Source organism: Ramlibacter tataouinensis, assembly GCF_027941915.1.
Taxonomy (GTDB): domain Bacteria; phylum Pseudomonadota; class Gammaproteobacteria; order Burkholderiales; family Burkholderiaceae_C; genus Ramlibacter; species Ramlibacter tataouinensis_C.
In genome coordinates, this window is the sequence record NZ_CP116009.1 from 150,035 (window position 1) to 167,884 (window position 17,850).

Annotated in this window: 12 protein-coding genes and 1 tRNA gene; 3 read left to right on the top strand and 10 right to left on the bottom strand. The window is 67.4% G+C overall.

Features of this window, described 5'->3' with window-relative positions:
- Positions 1-6: 6 nt before the first annotated feature.
- Genes PE066_RS00675 through PE066_RS00695 form a run of 5 tightly spaced genes read right to left on the bottom strand, consistent with a single transcriptional unit; the run spans position 7 to position 4,612 of the window.
- Positions 7-1,911 carry a polysaccharide biosynthesis protein gene (locus PE066_RS00675; RefSeq protein WP_271234652.1) on the bottom strand — a complete coding sequence of 635 codons (1,905 nt, stop codon included), beginning with the start codon at positions 1,909-1,911 and terminating at the stop codon, positions 7-9.
- Positions 1,908-2,267: a VanZ family protein gene (locus PE066_RS00680; RefSeq protein WP_271234653.1), complete on the bottom strand. Its 360-nt coding sequence runs from the start codon at positions 2,265-2,267 to the stop codon at positions 1,908-1,910. Before PE066_RS00680 ends, PE066_RS00675 begins: the two co-directional genes overlap by 4 nt.
- A gap of 7 nt (positions 2,268-2,274) precedes the next feature.
- The gene (locus tag PE066_RS00685; protein WP_271234654.1) at positions 2,275-3,447 is read right to left on the bottom strand and encodes a DegT/DnrJ/EryC1/StrS family aminotransferase; all 1,173 of its coding nucleotides are present in this window, start codon (positions 3,445-3,447) and stop codon (positions 2,275-2,277) included.
- Positions 3,444-4,082 (bottom strand): acetyltransferase, encoded by a 639-nt coding sequence (locus tag PE066_RS00690; protein ID WP_271234655.1) that lies wholly within the window; start codon positions 4,080-4,082, stop codon positions 3,444-3,446. Before PE066_RS00690 ends, PE066_RS00685 begins: the two co-directional genes overlap by 4 nt.
- Positions 4,079-4,612, bottom strand: coding sequence for a sugar transferase (locus PE066_RS00695; RefSeq protein ID WP_271236645.1), 534 nt, complete (start codon positions 4,610-4,612; stop codon positions 4,079-4,081). Before PE066_RS00695 ends, PE066_RS00690 begins: the two co-directional genes overlap by 4 nt.
- Before the next feature lie 893 nt (positions 4,613-5,505).
- On the opposite strand from PE066_RS00695, the gene PE066_RS00700 reads away from it, so the two are divergent.
- A complete protein-coding gene (locus tag PE066_RS00700) occupies positions 5,506-5,832 on the top strand; it encodes an H-NS histone family protein (RefSeq protein WP_271234656.1) in 327 nt (108 codons plus the stop codon).
- Positions 5,833-6,008: 176 nt separating this feature from the next.
- Here the strand turns inward: PE066_RS00700 and PE066_RS00705 are convergent, their stop codons facing one another.
- Complete coding sequence (locus tag PE066_RS00705; RefSeq protein WP_271234657.1) at positions 6,009-6,176, bottom strand: hypothetical protein; 168 nt, start codon at positions 6,174-6,176, stop codon at positions 6,009-6,011.
- Between the two features lie 233 nt (positions 6,177-6,409).
- On the opposite strand from PE066_RS00705, the gene PE066_RS00710 reads away from it, so the two are divergent.
- Both PE066_RS00710 and PE066_RS00715 read left to right on the top strand, forming a co-directional pair.
- A complete protein-coding gene (locus PE066_RS00710; RefSeq protein WP_271234658.1) occupies positions 6,410-6,589 on the top strand; it encodes a hypothetical protein in 180 nt (59 codons plus the stop codon).
- 80 nt (positions 6,590-6,669) lie between these two features.
- On the top strand, positions 6,670-7,086 hold the full coding sequence (locus tag PE066_RS00715; RefSeq protein WP_271234659.1) for an HAD domain-containing protein: 417 nt from the start codon (positions 6,670-6,672) through the stop codon (positions 7,084-7,086).
- Between the two features lie 123 nt (positions 7,087-7,209).
- On the opposite strand, the gene PE066_RS00720 is transcribed toward PE066_RS00715, so the two are convergent.
- From PE066_RS00720 to PE066_RS00735, 4 genes are all read right to left on the bottom strand, one after another.
- A tRNA-Ser gene (locus tag PE066_RS00720) sits at positions 7,210-7,300 on the bottom strand.
- A 227-nt stretch (positions 7,301-7,527) separates the two neighbouring features.
- Complete coding sequence (locus tag PE066_RS00725) at positions 7,528-9,612, bottom strand: hybrid sensor histidine kinase/response regulator (protein WP_271234660.1); 2,085 nt, start codon at positions 9,610-9,612, stop codon at positions 7,528-7,530.
- Positions 9,609-15,743 carry a HAMP domain-containing protein gene (locus PE066_RS00730; protein WP_440480614.1) on the bottom strand — a complete coding sequence of 2,045 codons (6,135 nt, stop codon included), beginning with the start codon at positions 15,741-15,743 and terminating at the stop codon, positions 9,609-9,611. The genes PE066_RS00725 and PE066_RS00730 overlap by 4 nt, the downstream gene beginning before the upstream one ends.
- Before the next feature lie 767 nt (positions 15,744-16,510).
- Entirely contained in the window at positions 16,511-17,806 is a 1,296-nt protein-coding gene (locus PE066_RS00735; protein WP_271234662.1) for a tetratricopeptide repeat protein, read from the bottom strand.
- Positions 17,807-17,850 lie beyond the last annotated feature (44 nt).

Genomic DNA, 17,850 nt, shown 5'->3' on the forward strand with positions numbered 1-17,850 from the left:
GTTGATTCATTGGGGCACCAGCACGGTCTGGCACTCGTGTGGAATGGCTTCAGGGCGATAGCCGCGAACGGCACCGGCCAGCAAGTTCCTGACAGTGTCCAGTCGGGATTCATCGAGAGACCTGTCAACAGCGGAGAGCACCTCGGCCAACTCTTGCCAGTCCAGGCACTCCTCGTGGCCTTTCATCACACGGGGATGCCCTGTCGCCAACGGGTTGTCTCCGATCAGCAGTTCTTCAAAGAGCTTTTCTCCGGGCCGCAGCCCTATGACTTCGATGGCGATGTCTCCGTGGGGCTCCGATGCATCACGCACGGTCATCCCTGAGAGTTCCACCATTCGCCGGGCCAGGTCGGCGATTCGGACCGGCTCGCCCATGTCCAGCAGGAAGACGTCCCCGCCAGTGGCCATGGCGCTCGCCTGAATCACCAGCTGCGCGGCCTCAGGGATGGTCATGAAATAGCGCGTGATCTCCGGGTGCGTCAGCGTGATCGGGCCGCCGGCCCGGATCTGGCGGCGGAACAGCGGCACCACCGATCCGCTGGAGCCGAGCACGTTGCCGAAGCGCACCATTGAAAAGCACGTCGCCCCACCCTGCTGCGCGAAGGCCTGCAGCACCATCTCGGCCAGCCGCTTGCTAGCGCCCATCACGTTGGTGGGGCGCACGGCCTTGTCGGTGCTGATCAGGACGAAGTCGCTCACCCCGCACTCGCGCGCCAGGCGCGCCATGGTCAGCGTGCCGAACGTGTTGTTGCGGATGCCTTCGGCGGGGTTGTGTTCGACCAGCGGCACATGCTTGTACGCCGCGGCGTGGTAGATCGTGTCGGGGCGCCAGGCGTCCAGGATCTTGCGCATCTGCGACTCGTCCCGGACCGAGCCGAGGTTCGGCACGAGCGTGAAGTCGCGGCATTCGTCCAGGCGCTCCAGCTCCTGGTGGATGGAATAGAGGGCGAACTCGCTCACGTCCACCAGGACCAGCGCCTTGGGTTGCAGGCGCGCGATCTGGCGGCACAGCTCGCTGCCGATCGAGCCGCCGGCGCCTGTCACCAGGACGACCTTGCCGGTGATCTTGGCGGTCAGCAGCTCCTGGATGGGCGCCACCGGCGGCCGCCCCAGCAGATCGTGCAAGTCGAGCTCGCGCACATGGTCGATCTGCACCCGGCCCTGGGCGATGTCCGCCAGATCGGGAAGCGTGCGCACGTGCAGTGGCAGGCGCAGCGCATGGATGTCGCGCACGATTTCCGTGCGGCGCGCCGCGCTGGTCGAAGGCATGGCCAGCAGGACATCGGTGATGCCGTGCTTGCGCATCACCTGCTCCAGGTCGCGAGGCGGTGACACGCGCAAGCCGCCGATGGTCGTGCCATGCAGCGAGGGGTCGTCGTCCACGAAGGCACAGACGCGCATCTCGCGGCTGCGCTCCAGGGCTTGCGTGAGCTGGTGCCCCGCGCTTCCGGCGCCGTAGACCAGCACCCGCGGGGCGTTGGCCGCGCGCGGCGCGGAAGCGCCAAGCAGCCACAGCTGGGTTGTCTTGCGCACGCCCCAGGCACCCAGGCACACCAGCACGGGCACCAGCACGCCCAGGCTGCGCGGCACCACTTCCGGGATGCCGATGACGACGAACACGAACATGTACGCCAAGGCGAAGCGGACGCAGGCGCGCAGCAGGGTGCGCCCGGTCGCGAAGCGCGCAACGGCGCGATAGACACCCGAAGCGTAGAAGACGGGCAACGCCAGGCCGATGGTCCACAGCACCGCCCACCACTGGACACCCTCCGGGCCTGTCCACTGATCCACGCGGATGCCATACCCCAGCCACACGGCGACGATGCACAGGAAGGCGTCCGTCGCCGCCGCCACCGTCTGCTTGGCCGGGCGCGGCAGGCCCAGGAGCCCTTGTGTGAGCAGCGTGTTCACGAAGCAGCCCTCTCCTTCCTGTCGCCTCGTGCCACCTGGATCACCAGCATTGCCAGGCCGATGCCGGCCGCGTCGGCCACCACGTCGCGCCATTCGGCAAAGCGATAAGGCGTGAGCGCCTGCAGCAGTTCGATGGCTATGCCATAGGCCAGCAAGGCAATGGCCACGCGGGACTTTCGCTGGGGGAACGCCCGCACCCCGAGCAGCGTGAGCACGACGAAGCCAAGCAGGTGATCGGACTTGTCCCAGCCGGTACTGGGCAGCCGCTGGTCGATGGGCATCAGCGCCAGCGCCAGCACCACGGCCAGGCACGCGGCGAAGGCGAGGCGCCAGAGACGCAGCGACAAGGCAGGCATGGGACGCTCAGGCGCTTGCGGCGCGCAGGACTTCGCTTGCTACCGTGCAGGTCTTGTCGATCTCGCGGGCGGTGAGCGTGGGATGGACCAGGAACATCAGGCTGGTCTCTCCCAGCTCCCTGGCAACGGGCAGGCGTTCCGCGGGGCGGAAGCCCGACGACTCGAAAGCCTTCTCGAGGTACACCTCGGAGCACGAGCCGTGGAAACAGGGCACGCCTTCCTGGTTGATGGTTTCCACCACGCGGTCGCGCGTCCATCCCGAAGCGAGGGCCTCGGGACGCAGGTAGACGTAGCACTTGTATTGCGCGTGCACTGAATCAGGGGGAAGTTGCGGCACTCGCGCCGCCGCAATGGGTCTGCAGGCATTCCAGATCGCCTGCGCATGGCGGGTGCGGGCGGCAGTCCAGTCGGCCATCCGGCCCAGCTGGATCCGGCCGATGGCCGCCTGCATCTCCAGCATGCGCCAGTTGGTTCCGAAGCTCTCGTGCAGCCAGCGGAACCCCGGAGCGTGCTTGCGTTCGTAGACGGCCGCGTAGCTCTTGCCGTGGTCCTTGTAGGCCCACATGCGGCGCCAGAGCGCTTCGTCGTTGGTCGTGACCATGCCGCCCTCGCCGCCGGTGGTCATGATCTTGTCCTGGCAGAAGCTCCAGGCGCCCACGTGGCCGATGGAGCCGACGCTGCGGCCCTTGTAGCGGGCGCCGTGGGCTTGGGCGCAGTCCTCGATCACCACCAGTCCGTGCTGCCGCGCCAGGTCCATGATCGGATCCATGTCGCACGGCCAGCCGCCCAGGTGGACGCAGATGATCGCGCGCGTGCGCGGGGTGATCACTTGCGCGATCGTGGATGCGGAAAGGTTTCCGCTATCGGCCTCCACGTCTGCGAAGACGGGCACCGCGCCCGCATTGACCACGCAGGATGCCGTTGCGATGAAGGTGCGCGGGGGCACGACGACTTCGTCGCCGGGGCCGACGCCCAAGGCTTTGAGTGCCACGTCCAGGGCCAACGTCCCGTTGGCCAATGCCACGGCATGCCGGGTGCCGCACCATGCCGCGAACTCGGTCTCGAATGCGCGGCATTCGCTGCCGGTCCAGTAGTTAACCTTGTTGGACAGCAGGACGGAGCGAACGGTGTCAGCCTCTTCGCTCGTGAAGCTTGGCCAGGGGGAGACCTGCGGGTTCATGAATACGTGTAGCTAGGTTCCAGTACTCGGGCCGGGTTTCCGACGACCGTGACTCCATCGGCCACCTGCCGGATAACGACCGTGCCCGCACCGACCAGGACGCCGGTGCCGACCTTGGTGCCCTGCTTGATCACGGCGCCCGCACCCACCCAGGTCCGGGCGCCGACATTGACATTGCCCAGCAGGTGCGCACCGGGCGCAACGTGAACGGCGTCGCGAACGACGCAGTCGTGATCGATGGTGGCGCGCGTATTGACGATGCAGGCGTCGCCGACCTGCGCATCGACATTGATCACTGCGCCGGCGATCACGACGCACCCGGCCCCCAGCTTGGCGCGAGGGCTCACCCAGGCGACCGGGTGGACGATGGTGGCCATGGTCGCGCCAGCGCTGACAAGCTCCTGGTGCTTCTCCCAGCGGATGTCGCAGTCGCCGATGGCCACGATCACGCCGTCATACTCGTGGCAGCGTTCTTTCAGCGTGGCGGTGTCTCCCACGACCGACCAGGAGCCGTGGGTGGAACGGGTAGGCCATGCGTCGTCGAAGAACTCGACCGCATCCCAACCCGCGGCCAACGCCGCGTCGGCCACCACCTTGCCGTGGCCGCCGCACCCGAGGAGTGCCAGCCGCTTCACTGCTGGCTCCCGGTGAACCTGGACATGGTCGCTTCGCCCTCCGCGGCGATCCCGCTGCGCGCGAAGACGCACCCGACTGTCCTGGCGATGATCTTCGCGTCCAGCCAGAGGCTACGGTTGTCCGCATACCAGACATCGAGCTTCAGCCTTTGCTCCCAACTGATGGCATTCCGCCCGTTGACCTGCGCCCATCCCGTGATGCCGGGACGAACCTCGTGGCGGCGGGCCTGCTCGGGGGAATACAGGGGGAGGTACTCCATCAGCAGGGGCCGCGGGCCGACGAAGCTCATGTCGCCCTTCAACACGTTCCACAGCTCGGGCAGTTCGTCCAGGCTGGTGGCCCGCAACATGCGGCCGAAGGGCGGCAGGCGTTGCGCGTCCGGCAGGAGCTCCCCATCGGCGCCCCGTTCGTCCGTCATGGTCCGGAACTTCACCATCTCGAAGGGCACGCCGCCCTTCCCTGGCCGGGTCTGACGGAAGAGCACCGGTCCGCCGAGCTTGAGGCGAATGACGACGGCCAGCAGCAGCATCAGCGGTGCGAACAGCAGCACCAGCAGCAAGGCAGCAACCAGGTCGGCGGCTCGCTTGAGCCGGTCTCTGGTTGGTTTCGTTCGAGCATCTTTTGCCAGCCTGCTTCCTTGAGCGCTGCCGGTGAGGTCTATTTGCATTAGGTCTTGCTCAATCTCGCTTGTGCTGCTGCCCCCGCCCCCTCTCCTGGCGCGCTCCTCGGGGCCCCTCAGGCTTGTTCCTCGATGCCCTCATTGATTGATGACAGCGACCCTCCGTCCGCACCTTCCATTTGCCTGATCTCGTTCTTGCCCAAGCACTTGCCGGACTGGCTCTCGGCCAGAACTACGAGTTGTTGGAGGAAGGCCTTGCGCGGGAGCGGCCGGAGCCGCGGCCCGACGACCACACAGATGACGGACTGGATGCTTGCTTGTCGTTCTAGAAATGAGGACGTGAAAACGTCAAGATACTAACGCAACAAGTAGTTACGTTGCTGAGCCGTGAAGGTTCCATCGGGGAAATCACGAATGAAAAGTCACGTGTGTGCGCCGGTTGTGCCGCGGCTGCGATGCGGGCTGGCAACGGGAAGCAGACTGCGTTAGAACAAAAGTAGGCCGCGCCGCGAACGTGCTCGCGTGTGGTTGCTTGCGCACCGTGCACGCCATCGACTTGGCTGGTCACCTGGTCGCGCTCGGCCCCGTCCCGAGGCAGGCCGCTTCGCTGTGGCTGCATCGGTCCCTAGATCACACGGCCGGGCGGGTCATCAGGTAACCCACGGCGCGGCAATCTGCAGATCGGCGTCAACGGTCTGCCGAATTCACGCCTTGGCGCGAAATTCGCCGAGCTTCACGACGCTGGTTGAATCGAACCTCATTCCAAATGAGGTAAATTCCGCTCTCCAAATCACGGAGGCGAAATGGCAACTTACCTTGAATTGAAGCAGCAAGCCGAGAAACTGATGGCGCAGGCGGAAGAAATGCGTCAGCAGGAAACGCAACAGGCCATCGACGAGATCAAGGCCAAGATGAAAGCCTATGGCCTGACGGCGCAGGACTTGGGTTTTGGCGGTGGCGGCACCCGGGCGCGTCGCGCCCCGCGGGCCAAGTCGTCCGGTACGGACAAGGCGGTGAAATATCGCGGGCCCAATGGCGAGACCTGGTCGGGCGGACGCGGGCGCAAGCCGCAATGGGTGCGGGATGCGCTGGCCAGCGGGAAGTCGCTGGAGGAATTCCAGGTCAAGTAATTTGGCGAGCTTCTACCGTGATCACAGCCGTTTAGGCGCGTTGCGCTGGATCCTCCGCCTTCGCGGAGGATGACAAAGGGCGGAAGATTGCACCCGGCGGACGATGGCCGAATGCGCGGACGCCAAAAGAAATGCGGGGCTCGAGGCCCCGCATTTTCTTGGTTGCGCCGTCCGCGTCAGCGCGCGGCAGCCTGGATCAGATAGATCATTCCGGCCCAAATGGCCAAGCTGAGCACGCCGCTGATCCAGAACGCGCGGCTGGCGAGCAAATTGTGCAGCGGCTCTTCGTCGATTTCGGGCAGTAACGCCACGTGCTCCGGCAGATCCCGTTTCATGTCCAGCATGATTGACGAGTTCTGCCGCTGGTTCGTAAGAGAAAAGCTCGTGCAGGTGTAAGTTTTTGCGCAGCCAGCGGTCGGTCGGCGGGCACTACCGCTGCCGCACGGGATTCAATGATGCGGGCACGAGCGCCGCAACCCAGCGCTCCTACAGCGCCGGAGGCCACCGCCTGACAGACGCCGGCGGACGCTTCGGCAGACTTCGGATCGAAGGCCATTCGCCGCCGCGGCGCAGCGCCATGTCCAGCATCCCGACCTACGTCTATCCCTTCATGCTCGCCATCGTCGCGGCGGTCGCCGGACGCCTGCTGGGCGGGCCGCCCAGTGAGAAGTCGTTTCCGGGCTGGATCCTGTACGCCGTCGCGATCGCCTGCGTGATCATCGGCTTCGCCACGATGTGGCTGGATCAGGCGGCTTAAGGCAAGCCGGCGCTGCCCCGGGTGGGCGCAACCTCAATAGGGGCCGGGCAGCCCTCCTTTCGCCTGCTCGCAAGTGAGCCATGCGCCGAGTGCTCTATCTCGATTTCGACGGCGTGCTGCACCCCGCCACCTGCGAGCCGCACCAGCGCTTCTCGCGCGCCGCGTCGCTCGCGCAGGCGCTGGCGCCGTTCGCGTGCGAGCTGGTGATCTCCTCCAGCTGGCGCTTCGCCGAGCCCCTGCCCGGGCTGCTGCGCCTGCTGCCGGCCGAGCTGGCGCGGCGCGTGACCGGCTGCACCGGCGAGGCCGTGCTTGGGCGCCATGCGCGCGAGCGCGAGATCCTGGCGCACGCGTGCGGCCCGGACGGCGCGGCCGACTGGCGCGCGCTGGACGACAGCAGCGGGGAGTTCAGCGATCACACACGGCTGGTCGCGTGCGATCCGGATACCGGGTTCAACGCCGAGCAGGCGCGCAGGCTGGCGGAGTGGCTGGGGGCTTAGGTGGCTCGTTCGCGCCGCGCTGTTGGCGCGGCAAACGGCCGATGCGCGAGCTATCGGTCAGCTCGGCTGGTAGAGGTGAAAGCTTGGTGATCTCGAAGTTGCCCGATGAAGGGCGAAGATCACTGGCGGAGAGGGCGGGATTCGAACCCGCGGTGGGCTATTAACCCACACACGCTTTCCAGGCGTGCGACTTAAACCGCTCATCCACCTCTCCTGCGAGCCGGCGATTGTACCTTGCCGCTGGTGCACTCCTTCACCAGCCACCGTGGTCGAAGTCGGGGGGCGCCCTCCCCGTCACCCTCCGCGCAGGCGGAGGGTCCAGCGCAACGCGCCCTGGCGCTTGCGCCAGCGCGTTGCGGTGGATTCCCGCGCCGCGGGAATGACGGAGAGGCGGGAATGACGGAGACGCGGGGGTGACGGGTACGCGGGAATGACGAAACCTCAGGCGACTTTGCGCCGCCGCGCTTCGCGCGGGTCGGCGATCATGGTCAGCAGCAGGTTCACGTCGGCGGGCTTGACCATGTGGAAGTCAAAGCCGGCCTGGGCCGAGCGCGAGCGGCTCTCGGCTTCGCCGTAACCGGTCAGCGCGATCAGCAGCGCGTCGCGCGAGGCCGGCTGCTTGCGCAGCTGGTGCGCGACCTCGAAGCCGTTCATGCCGGGCAGCCCGATGTCGAGCAATACCACGTGGGGCCGGAAGTCCTGCGCGATCTGCAGCGCCGAGTGGCCTTCGTTGGCCACCTTGACTTCGAAGCCTTCCATCTCGAGCAGCGTCATCAGCGTCTCGGCCGAGGCCATCAGGTCATCGACCACCAGGATGCGCGACGGCGATGCGGCGGGCGCAGCCGCCGGCTTGCGCGGCTCGGCCGGCGCGGCCGTGGGCAGCGGCGCGGCCACGCGCGCCGGCAACACGACCCGCACCTCGGCGCCGTGGCCGATGCCCTCGCTGTGCGCCTCCACCGTGCCGCCGTGCATCTGCACCATGTGCTTGACCAGCGTCAGGCCGATGCCCAGCCCGCCTTGGGCGCGGTCGAGCGACTGGTCGCCCTGGGCGAACAGGTCGAAGATGCGCGGCAGGAAGGCCGGGTCGATGCCGGCGCCCTCGTCCTTGACCAGGATCTCGACCTTGCCGTCGACGTAGGCGGCACGCAACTGGATGCGGCTACCCGAGGCCGAGAACTTGGACGCGTTGTTGATCAGGTTGGAGAGCACCTGCGCCAGCCGCACGGAGTCGCCATCGATCTCCACCGCCTCGGCCGGCAGCTCCAGCACCAGCTGCTGCTTGCGCGCCTCCAGCTTGGGCAGGCTCGACTCGGCCGAGCGCTCGACCAGCGATGAGAGCGAGAGCTTCTCCGGCTTGACCACCACCTTGCCCTGCACGATGCGCGAGACGTCCAGCAGGTCGTCGATCAGGCGCGCCATGTGGTCGGCCTGGCGGCTGATGACGTCGCGCGCCCAGGTCAGCGTCGTCGCCGGAACGTCGGGCGACTGCATGATGTGCACGGCGTTGCGGATGGGCGCGAGCGGGTTGCGCAGCTCGTGCGCCAGCATGGCCAGGAATTCGTTCTTGCGGCGGTCGGCTTCCTGCACCGCGCTGTACAGGCGCGCGTTCTCCATCGCGATGGAGGCGCGGTCGGCCATCTCGCGCACCAGCGCCAGCCGCGCGGAGTCCATCTGCGCGGCCGGCCCCAGGGTGGCCAGCACGCCCAGCACCCGGTCGCCCGCCACCAGCGGGCACAGGATCGCCGCGCGGTCGCCCTCGCGCCAGAGCCTGGACTGCCGCTCGCGCAGCACATGGTGGGCCGAGTCGCGCAGGGCGGGCGTGAAGACCTCGTGGTCGTGGGCGCTGCTGGCCGGGTGCATCTCGATGCGGCGCACTGCGCCTTCGGCATCGGCCAGCGCGACGATGGCCCGGTCGCCGAGCATGGGCACGCACAGGTCCAGCAGGGCCGCCAGCGTGGCCTGCAGGTCCAGCGAGCGCGACAGGCCCTGGCTGGCCTCGGCCAGGAAGTCGGCGCGGTGGATGGCCTCCTCGGCCGCGCTGCGGGCGGCTTCGGAACGGGCCAGCGCCTCGCGCTCGACGGCGCGCAGCTGCAACTGGCGGTTCATGCGCCACAGGTCGACGAACACCCGCACCTTGGAGCGCAACACCTCGGGCACCACCGGCGACGGGATGTAGTCCACCGCGCCCAGCTGGTAGCCGCGCTTGGCCTGGACCTCATCGACGTACGCCGTGATGAAGACGATCGGCGTCTGCGCCGACTTCTTGTACTGGCGGATCAGCCCGGCGGTCTCCAGCCCGTCGATGTCGGGCATGTTGACGTCCAGCAGGATGACCGCGAACTCCATCTCCAGCACGTAGCGCAGCGCCTCCTGGCCCGAGCGCGCGCTGACGATGTTCTCGCCCAGCTCTTCGAGGATGGAGCGGAAGACGACGTGCTTTTCCTGGAGGTCGTCGACCACCAGGATGTTGGCCTTGTCGCGCGCATCCAGCGCGGCCTGGGCCTCGGGGTTGATGCGCGCAGTCACTGGTGGAGCCAGGCCCTCAGCACGGCCAGCAGGTCATGGGTATTGACCGGCTTGGACAGGTAGTCCCAGGCGCCCGCCTCGATGCACTTCTCCCGGTCGCCCTTCATGGCCTTGGCGGTGACGGCGATCATCGGCAGGTTCCGGCCCTGGGGAAGTTTCCTGATTTCCTTCATGGTGGCCATGCCGTCCATCTCGGGCATCATGATGTCCATCAGCACGACCTCGATCTGCGGATCGTTGGCGATGCGGCTGATGGCTTCGCGGCCATTATCGGCCCACACGATGTCCATCGCATGCTCTTCCAGCACGGTGGCCAGCGCGAAGATGTTGCGCATGTCGTCGTCAACGATCAGCACGCGGTGGCCGGCCAGCGGCCGGGCCTGCGAGGCGCATTCCTCCAGCTGTGCGCGCCGGCGCTCCGGCAGCCGGCGCAGGTTCTGGTGCAAGGCCAGCAACGCGGCATCACACAGCCGGATGGGGCTGTGCAGCTCGGTGACGGTCACCCGGTCGTCCGAGTGCCAGGCGAAGCGGCCGCCTTCGCCGCCCGTCGCGTTGAGGTAAAGCAGCAGCGGCAAAGGCCCGACCCCGGCCTGGTTGGCCAGCGCCTGGCGCACCTGGCTGCTGTCGAGCCGGGCGAAGGCGCCTTCCAGCACCACGCAGTCGAACGGCGACTCGTCGAGCGCCGCAATGAAGGGTTCGGCGCCGTCTGCCAGCACCGGGGTCACGCCTGTGCCTTCCAGGCAGGCCAGCAGCTCGTTGCGCGCCGCGCCGTCGTTCAGGGCGACCAGCACCTTGCGCTCCTTGCGCGTGCACCAGGCGCGCAGCCGCTCCAGCATCGCATCCAGCACTTCCCGCGAAGGGATCGGCTTCTCGACGAAGGCCAGGGCGCCGCCCTTGAAGGCTCGCTCCTTCGAGTCGTCGGTCGAGATCACGCACACGGGGATGTGGCGCGCGCCGAAGTCCTGCTTCAGGCGATGCAGGACGCGCCAGCCGTCCATGTCGGGCAGGTACATGTCGAGGGTGATCGCGGCCAGCGGGTACTGGCTCGCAAAGGTGAGCGCCGAAGCGCCCTGCGCCGTGACGATGCCCTTGAAGCCCTTGGCACGCGCGGCGTCCAGCAGGAAGCGGGCAAAGGCCAGGTCGTTCTCGACGATCAGCAGCACCAGGTCGCCGTCCTGGATGGCGTTGCGGTCGTCGTCCGCGTCGTTGGCGGGCTGGACCACGGCGTCGTCGGCCGGCGCTGGCGCCGCAGGCCGCGCCGGCGCCGGCGGCCGGCGAGCCGGGACGGGCAACGGCGCCGGCAGCTCGCCGGTGCGGGGATCGGCGAATGAGCTGGTGCGGCGCGCGCTGCGGGTGGCCGGGTAGTGCACCGGCAGATACAGGGTGAAGGTGCTGCCCTGCCCCGGCGCGCTCGCCAGCCGAATCTCGCCGCCCAGCAGCTTGGCCAGCTCGCGGCTGATCGCCAGCCCCAGCCCGGTGCCGCCGTACTTGCGGCTGGTGGAGCCGTCGGCCTGCTGGAAGGCCTCGAAGATGATCTGCTGCTTGTCGCCCGAGATGCCGATGCCGGTGTCGGACACGGCGAAGGCGATCACCTGCTGGGCCCGGTTCAGCTCCTCGTGGTCGGTGCTCCAGCCGGTGACCACCTCCTCGATGGTCAGCGTCACGTTGCCCTGGTGGGTGAACTTGAAGGCGTTGGACAGCAGGTTCTTCAGGATCTGCTGCAGGCGCTTGGCGTCGGTGACCACCGCCGCGGGCAACTGCAGGCCGGGGTGGATCAGGAAGTCCACGTTCTTGGCCTCGGCCACGTGGCGGAAGGTGCGCTCCACGTACAGCTGCAGGTCCTGCAGCGGCAGCTCGCTCACGTCGACCGCCACCGTGCCCGACTCGATCTTGGACAGGTCCAGGATGTCGTTGATCAGCATCAGCAGGTCGTTGCCCGACGAATGGATGGTGCGGGCGAACTCGACCTGCTTGCCGCTGAGGTTGCCCTCGGGGTTCTTGGACAGCTGGTCGGACAGGATCAGCAGCGAGTTCAGCGGCGTGCGCAGCTCGTGCGACATGTTGGCCAGGAACTCGGACTTGTACTTGGACGTCAGCGCCAGCTGCTTGGCCTTTTCCTCCAGCGCCTGGCGGGCCTGCTCCACTTCCTGGTTCTTGCGCTCGACCTCGTGGTTCTGGTGCACCAGCAGCCGCGCCTTCTCCTGCAGCTCCTCGTTGGTCTGCTGCAGTTCCTGCTGCCGGCTTTGCAGCTCCTGCGCCAGCGACTGCGACTGGGTCAGCAGGTCCTCGGTGCGCATGTTGGCCTCAATCGTGTTGACCACGATGCCGATCGACTCGGCCAGCTGGTCCAGGAACTGCTCGTGGGTCGGGTTGAAGCGCTCGACCGAAGCCAGCTCCAGCACGCCGCGCACCTGCCCTTCGAAGATGATGGGCAGCACCAGCACGTTCAGCGGCGCGGTCTCGGTCAGGCCGGAGGCGATGCGCAGCGTCTCCGGCAGGTTGGAGGTCAGCAGGATCTTCTTCTTGTCGAAGGCGCACTGGCCGACCAGCCCCTGCCCCAGGTCGACCTGCTTGCCGTAGGCGCCGTGGCCGTCCGAGGCATAGCTGGCGGTCAGGCGCAGGCGCTGCGGCTCCGAGCTATTGTTGAGCACGTAGAACTCGGCCTGCTGGGCGCCGACCACCGGTGCCAGCTCCGACAGGATCAGGTGGCCGACGGCAACAAGGTCCTTCTGGCCCTGCAGCATCCGGGTGAACTTGGCCAGGTTGGTCTTGAGCCAGTCCTGCTCGGTGTTTAGCTGCGTGGTGTCGCGCAGGTTGCTGATCATCTCGTTGATGGTGTCCTTCAGCGCGGCCACCTCGCCCAGCGCCTCCACCGTGATCGAGCGCGTCAGGTCGCCCTGGGTCACGGCGGTGGCCACCTCGGCGATGGCGCGCACCTGGGTGGTGAGGTTGGCGGCGAGCTGGTTGACGTTCTCGGTCAGGCCCTTCCAGGTGCCCGAGGCGCCCGGCACCTTGGCCTGGCCGCCCAGCTTGCCTTCCACGCCGACCTCGCGCGCCACCGTGGTCACCTGGTCGGCGAAGGTGTCGAGCGTCTCGATCATGGAGTTGATGGTCTCGGCCAGCGCGGCGATCTCGCCCTTGGCCTCCACCGTCAGCTTCTGCTGCAGGTCGCCGTTGGCGACCGCGGTCACCACCTTGGCGATGCCGCGCACCTGGCCGGTCAGGTTGCCGGCCATGAAGTTCACGTTGTCGGTCAGGTCCTTCCAGGTGCCGGAGACGCCCTTCACCTGGGCCTGCCCGCCCAGCCGGCCTTCGGTGCCGACCTCGCGCGCCACCCGCGTCACCTCGGAGGCGAATGACGACAGCTGGTCCACCATGGTGTTGATCACGTCCTTGATCTGCAGGATCTCGCCGCGCACGTCCACCGTGATCTTCTGCGTCAGGTCGCCCATGGCGATGGCGGTGGCCACCTTGGACACGTCGCGCAGCTGCACCGTCAGGTTGGAGGCCATCGAGTTCACCGACTCGGTCAGGTCCTTCCAGGTGCCGGCCACGCCCTGCACGTCGGCCTGGCCGCCCAGCCGGCCCTCGGTGCCCACCTCGCGTGCCACCCGCGTCACCTCGGCGGCGAAGGAGGACAGCTGGTCCACCATGGTGTTGATCACGTCCTTGATCTGCAGGATCTCGCCGCGCGCATCGACCGTGATCTTCTGGGTCAGGTCGCCGGTGGCGATGGCGGTGGCCACCTTGGACACGTCGCGCAGCTGCACCGTCAGGTTGGAGGCCATCGAGTTCACCGACTCGGTCAGGTCCTTCCAGGTGCCGGCCACGCCCTGCACGTCGGCCTGGCCGCCCAACTTGCCCTCGGTGCCCACCTCGCGCGCCACCCGCGTCACTTCCGCGGCGAACGAGCGCAGCTGGTCCACCATGGTGTTGACGGTGTTCTTCAGCTCCAGGATTTCGCCCTTCACATCCACCGTGATCTTCTTGGACAGGTCGCCGGCGGCCACCGCCTTGGTCACATCGGCGATGTTGCGCACCTGGGCCGTCAGGTTGCCGGCCATGAAGTTCACGTTGTCGGTCAGGTCCTTCCAGGTGCCGGCCACGCCCTTCACGTCGGCCTGGCCACCCAGCTTGCCCTCGGTGCCCACCTCGCGCGCCACCCGCGTCACTTCGGAGGCGAACGAGGAGAGCTGGTCCACCATGGTGTTGATGGTGTTCTTCAGCTCCAGGATCTCGCCCTTGACGTCCACCGTGATCTTCTTGGACAGGTCGCCGGCCGCCACCGCCTTGGTCACGTCGGCGATGTTGCGCACCTGGGCCGTCAGGTTGCCGGCCATGGAGTTCACCGAATCGGTCAGGTCCTTCCAGGTGCCGGCCACGCCCTGCACGTCGGCTTGGCCGCCGAGCTTGCCCTCGGTGCCCACCTCGCGCGCCACCCGCGTCACTTCGGCGGCGAACGAGCGCAGCTGGTCCACCATGGTGTTGACGGTGTTCTTCAGCTCCAGGATCTCGCCCTTGACGTCCACCGTGATCTTCTTGGACAAGTCGCCGGCCGCCACCGCGGTGGTCACGTCGGCGATGTTGCGCACCTGGGCCGTCAGGTTGCCGGCCATGAAGTTCACCGAATCGGTCAGGTCCTTCCAGGTGCCGGCCACGCCTTGCACGTCGGCCTGGCCGCCCAGCTTGCCTTCGGTGCCGACCTCGCGCGCCACCCGCGTCACCTCGGAGGCGAACGAGGAGAGCTGGTCCACCATGGTGTTGACGGTGTTCTTCAGCTCCAGGATTTCGCCCTTGACGTCCACCGTGATCTTCTTGGACAGGTCGCCCGCCGCCACCGCCTTGGTCACGTCGGCGATGTTGCGCACCTGGGCCGTCAGGTTGCCGGCCATGAAGTTGACGTTGTCGGTCAGGTCCTTCCAGGTGCCGGCCACGCCCTGCACGTCGGCCTGGCCGCCCAGCTTGCCCTCGGTGCCCACCTCGCGCGCCACCCGCGTCACCTCGGAGGCGAAGGAGCGCAGCTGGTCCACCATGGTGTTGATGGTGTTCTTCAGCTCCAGGATCTCGCCCTTGACGTCCACCGTGATCTTCTTGGACAGGTCACCGGCGGCCACCGCGGTGGTCACGTCGGCGATGTTGCGCACCTGGGCCGTCAGGTTGCCGGCCATCGAGTTCACCGAGTCGGTCAGGTCCTTCCAGGTGCCGGCCACGCCCTGCACCTCGGCCTGGCCGCCCAGCTTGCCTTCCGAACCGACTTCGCGCGCCACCCGCGTCACTTCGGCGGCGAAGGATCGCAGCTGGTCCACCATGGTGTTGACGGTGTTCTTCAGCTCCAGGATCTCGCCCTTGACGTCCACCGTGATCTTCTTGGACAGATCGCCGGCCGCCACGGCCGTGGTCACTTCCGCGATGTTGCGCACCTGGGCCGTGAGGTTGGAGCCCATCGAGTTCACCGACTCGGTCAGGTCCTTCCAGGTCCCGGCCACGCCCTGCACGTCGGCCTGGCCGCCCAGCTTGCCTTCCGAGCCCACCTCGCGCGCCACCCGCGTCACTTCGGAGGCGAACGAGGAGAGCTGGTCCACCATGGTGTTGATGGTGTTCTTCAGCTCCAGGATCTCGCCCTTGACGTCCACGGTGATCTTCTTGGACAGGTCACCGGCCGCCACCGCCTTGGTCACTTCCGCGATGTTGCGCACCTGGGCCGTCAGGTTGGAGCCCATGAAGTTCACCGATTCGGTCAGGTCCTTCCAGGTGCCGGCCACGCCCTGCACGTCGGCCTGGCCACCGAGCTTGCCTTCGGTGCCGACCTCGCGCGCGACCCGCGTCACCTCGGCCGCGAAGGTGCCGAGCTGCTCGACCATCTTGTTGATGGTCATGGCGGTGCGCAGGAACTCGCCCTCCAGCCGGCGTCCGTCCGGCTCCAGGGCCATCGACTTGGACAGGTCGCCCTGCGCGACGGCCCCGATCACGCGCGCCACTTCCGAGGTCGGATGCACCAGGTCGCCGATCAGCGAGTTGATCGATTCGGCCGAGTCGCGCCAGAAGCCCATGGCGTTGGGCAGCTGGGCGCGCTCCTTGAGCTTGCCCTGCTTGCCCACCACGCGCGACAGGCGCGCCAGCTCCTGCGCCATCCGCACGTTCTCGCCGACCACGTCATTGAAGGCGTCCGCGACCTTGCCGAACGCGCCCGGCCAGTCGGGCGGCAGCTGCGCGCGCGCGTTGCCCTTCTTCAGGTCGGTCAGGGCCTTGAGAAGGGCCCGCGTGTGCTCGCCGCTGGCAGCGAGTTCGTCCACCAGCAGGTTGACGGTGCCGGCCTGGTCCTGCCAGAAGCCGCTGAGTTCCGGGTCCTCGATGCGGCGGCTGCCCTTGCCGCCCACGCGCGAAATCGTCTCGATTGACCGCAGCCGCTGGCTGGTGCGGGCGGTCTGCGCCGACAGCTCGTTGAACTCGGCGGCAACGCGGCCCCAGACGCCATCCCACCCAGTCGGGAGCGTGACGCCGCCCTCGCCGCGACGGAATGCGCCCAGGGCCTTGAGCAGCAAGGCCAGCTCGTCGTCGCGCGGCCCCGTCTTCGGGAGTTTGGCCACTACGTCCATTCCAGTCCCCATACATGAAATGCCCGCCGGGTGGCGGGGAGAGGCGCAGCGTAGTGACTGGCGACGGATGAGGCAACCTCGTCCATGCACGGATGGCCTGCAAAGCCAATGCCGGCGCGGTTTGTAGGCGCGCGCCTACAAAAAGACGGTGCGGTGTACTACAGGCATCGGGCCGCCCGGATGTTGCGGCTTGCAGGGCTCTTCCAAGGCTGCGGACCGAACCTGGACCGGGCCCATGCCGGCCAGGGGGCTGCCGGTCAGAAAACCGGCTCAAGTCGCGACCCGGGGAGATGGCGGCAGCCCTACGACTTGTACTCGCAGACGGCGTCGAGCAGCGCCGCAGCAACGCTGCCTTCCGTGACGCTCTTCCACTCGGTTCTTGAATCGGAAAGGATCAGATCCGTGCCGTCCAGGTTGGCGTAGTACCTCTGCAAGCCGTCCATCATCTTCCGTACCTTGCAGTCGAAGGAGGAGTCTCTCACCGCGAGCTTTTCCCCGTACATGGGCTTCGAATCGCTGCTTTCCCACTTCACGATGGCGCGCGCGATGTCCCCCGAGCGGGAGTGGCTCCGGCGATCGAAAAAGACAGTGACTGTCGCGCCCTTGGCAGTCTGGGTCCAGCTGGGCTGCTGGAACCTGCGCCTGTCGCTGTCGGCGGCTGCCAGCACGGAACCCGCCTTGGCAGCCCCCCACGCGTCGGTGAGCAACTCGCGCAGGCCCGGATGGGATGCCCACTGGCCTCCTTCTATCCTTCGAGTGCGCATCGCGTCTTCGAGCAGGCCTTTGCGCTGCAGCGCCTTCAGTTGCGACTCGAACTGCGGCCAGGTCCCCGAAGTGGCGAGGTGATGCGCCAATGCAATCTGGATGTCCGGATCGTCAGGATTCATTGCAATGGCCCGGTCGATCAGGAAACCCCGGTCGCTCGCGTTGCCAGACCGGACGGCTACGCGGGACCACAGGACCGCCGCCTTGTTCACGGCTGGACGCATGCGCGTCAACTCCGCTGTGGCCGTTGCCGCCGCTGCGGAGCCGGGAAAGCGCGCCTGCACCTGCCGCAGGATCCGCCACGCCCCGGTCACGTCGGACATCTTCTCTTCCAGCAGGCTCGCAGCTCGCAACCCGATCTCGGGTCGGCCGCCGGCGTCGAACGCGGCCTCGTACAGGCGCGCCGCCTTCGCGTGGAGCCCTTCTTCCAATGCCTTGTCGGCTTCGACGACACCCTGCTGCGCCTTGATCGCGGCGCCGAGGTCCGCCACGGCCTTCTTCTGCTCCTCGGACCCAGCCAGGGCAAGGCTCTGCTCCTGCGCATCAGTGGCGCCCGCGAGATCGCCCAGGGCCATCAAGGCCACGCCAATGTAATAAAGCGGCTTGTAGCTCTCGGCATCGGCCCGGCGCGCGGCCTGTGCGATCGACAGCGCCTTGGTGGCATCGCCCGCCTCCAGGGCGGCACGGGCGCGCTCCACGAGCTTGGCCGCGCTGGCGGGCTGCTCCCGGGCAGGCGATGCAGCGGGACTCGCGGCAGGCTTGCGGGTCGCATTCTGCGCACCGGCGGGCAGCGCGACGACGACGAGGAGCAGCGATAACAACAAGGTATGCATGGGACCATCCAGCGAACTTCCGCACAATTGGAAATGGTAACTTG

Coding starts and splice junctions, on each gene's coding strand:
- PE066_RS00680 (WP_271234653.1), bottom strand. CDS start 2,267: ATGCCTGCCTTGTCGCTGCGTCTCTGGCGCCTCGCCTTCGCCGCGTGC.
- PE066_RS00685 (WP_271234654.1), bottom strand. CDS start 3,447: ATGAACCCGCAGGTCTCCCCCTGGCCAAGCTTCACGAGCGAAGAGGCT.
- PE066_RS00695 (WP_271236645.1), bottom strand. CDS start 4,612: ATGCTGCTGCTGGCCGTCGTCATTCGCCTCAAGCTCGGCGGACCGGTG.
- PE066_RS00700 (WP_271234656.1), top strand. CDS start 5,506: ATGGCAACTTACCTTGAATTGAAGCAGCAAGCCGAGAAACTGATGGCG.
- PE066_RS00705 (WP_271234657.1), bottom strand. CDS start 6,176: ATGCTGGACATGAAACGGGATCTGCCGGAGCACGTGGCGTTACTGCCC.
- PE066_RS00710 (WP_271234658.1), top strand. CDS start 6,410: ATGTCCAGCATCCCGACCTACGTCTATCCCTTCATGCTCGCCATCGTC.
- PE066_RS00715 (WP_271234659.1), top strand. CDS start 6,670: ATGCGCCGAGTGCTCTATCTCGATTTCGACGGCGTGCTGCACCCCGCC.
- PE066_RS00730 (WP_440480614.1), bottom strand. CDS start 15,743: ATGGCGCAGGAGCTGGCGCGCCTGTCGCGCGTGGTGGGCAAGCAGGGC.
- PE066_RS00735 (WP_271234662.1), bottom strand. CDS start 17,806: ATGCATACCTTGTTGTTATCGCTGCTCCTCGTCGTCGTCGCGCTGCCC.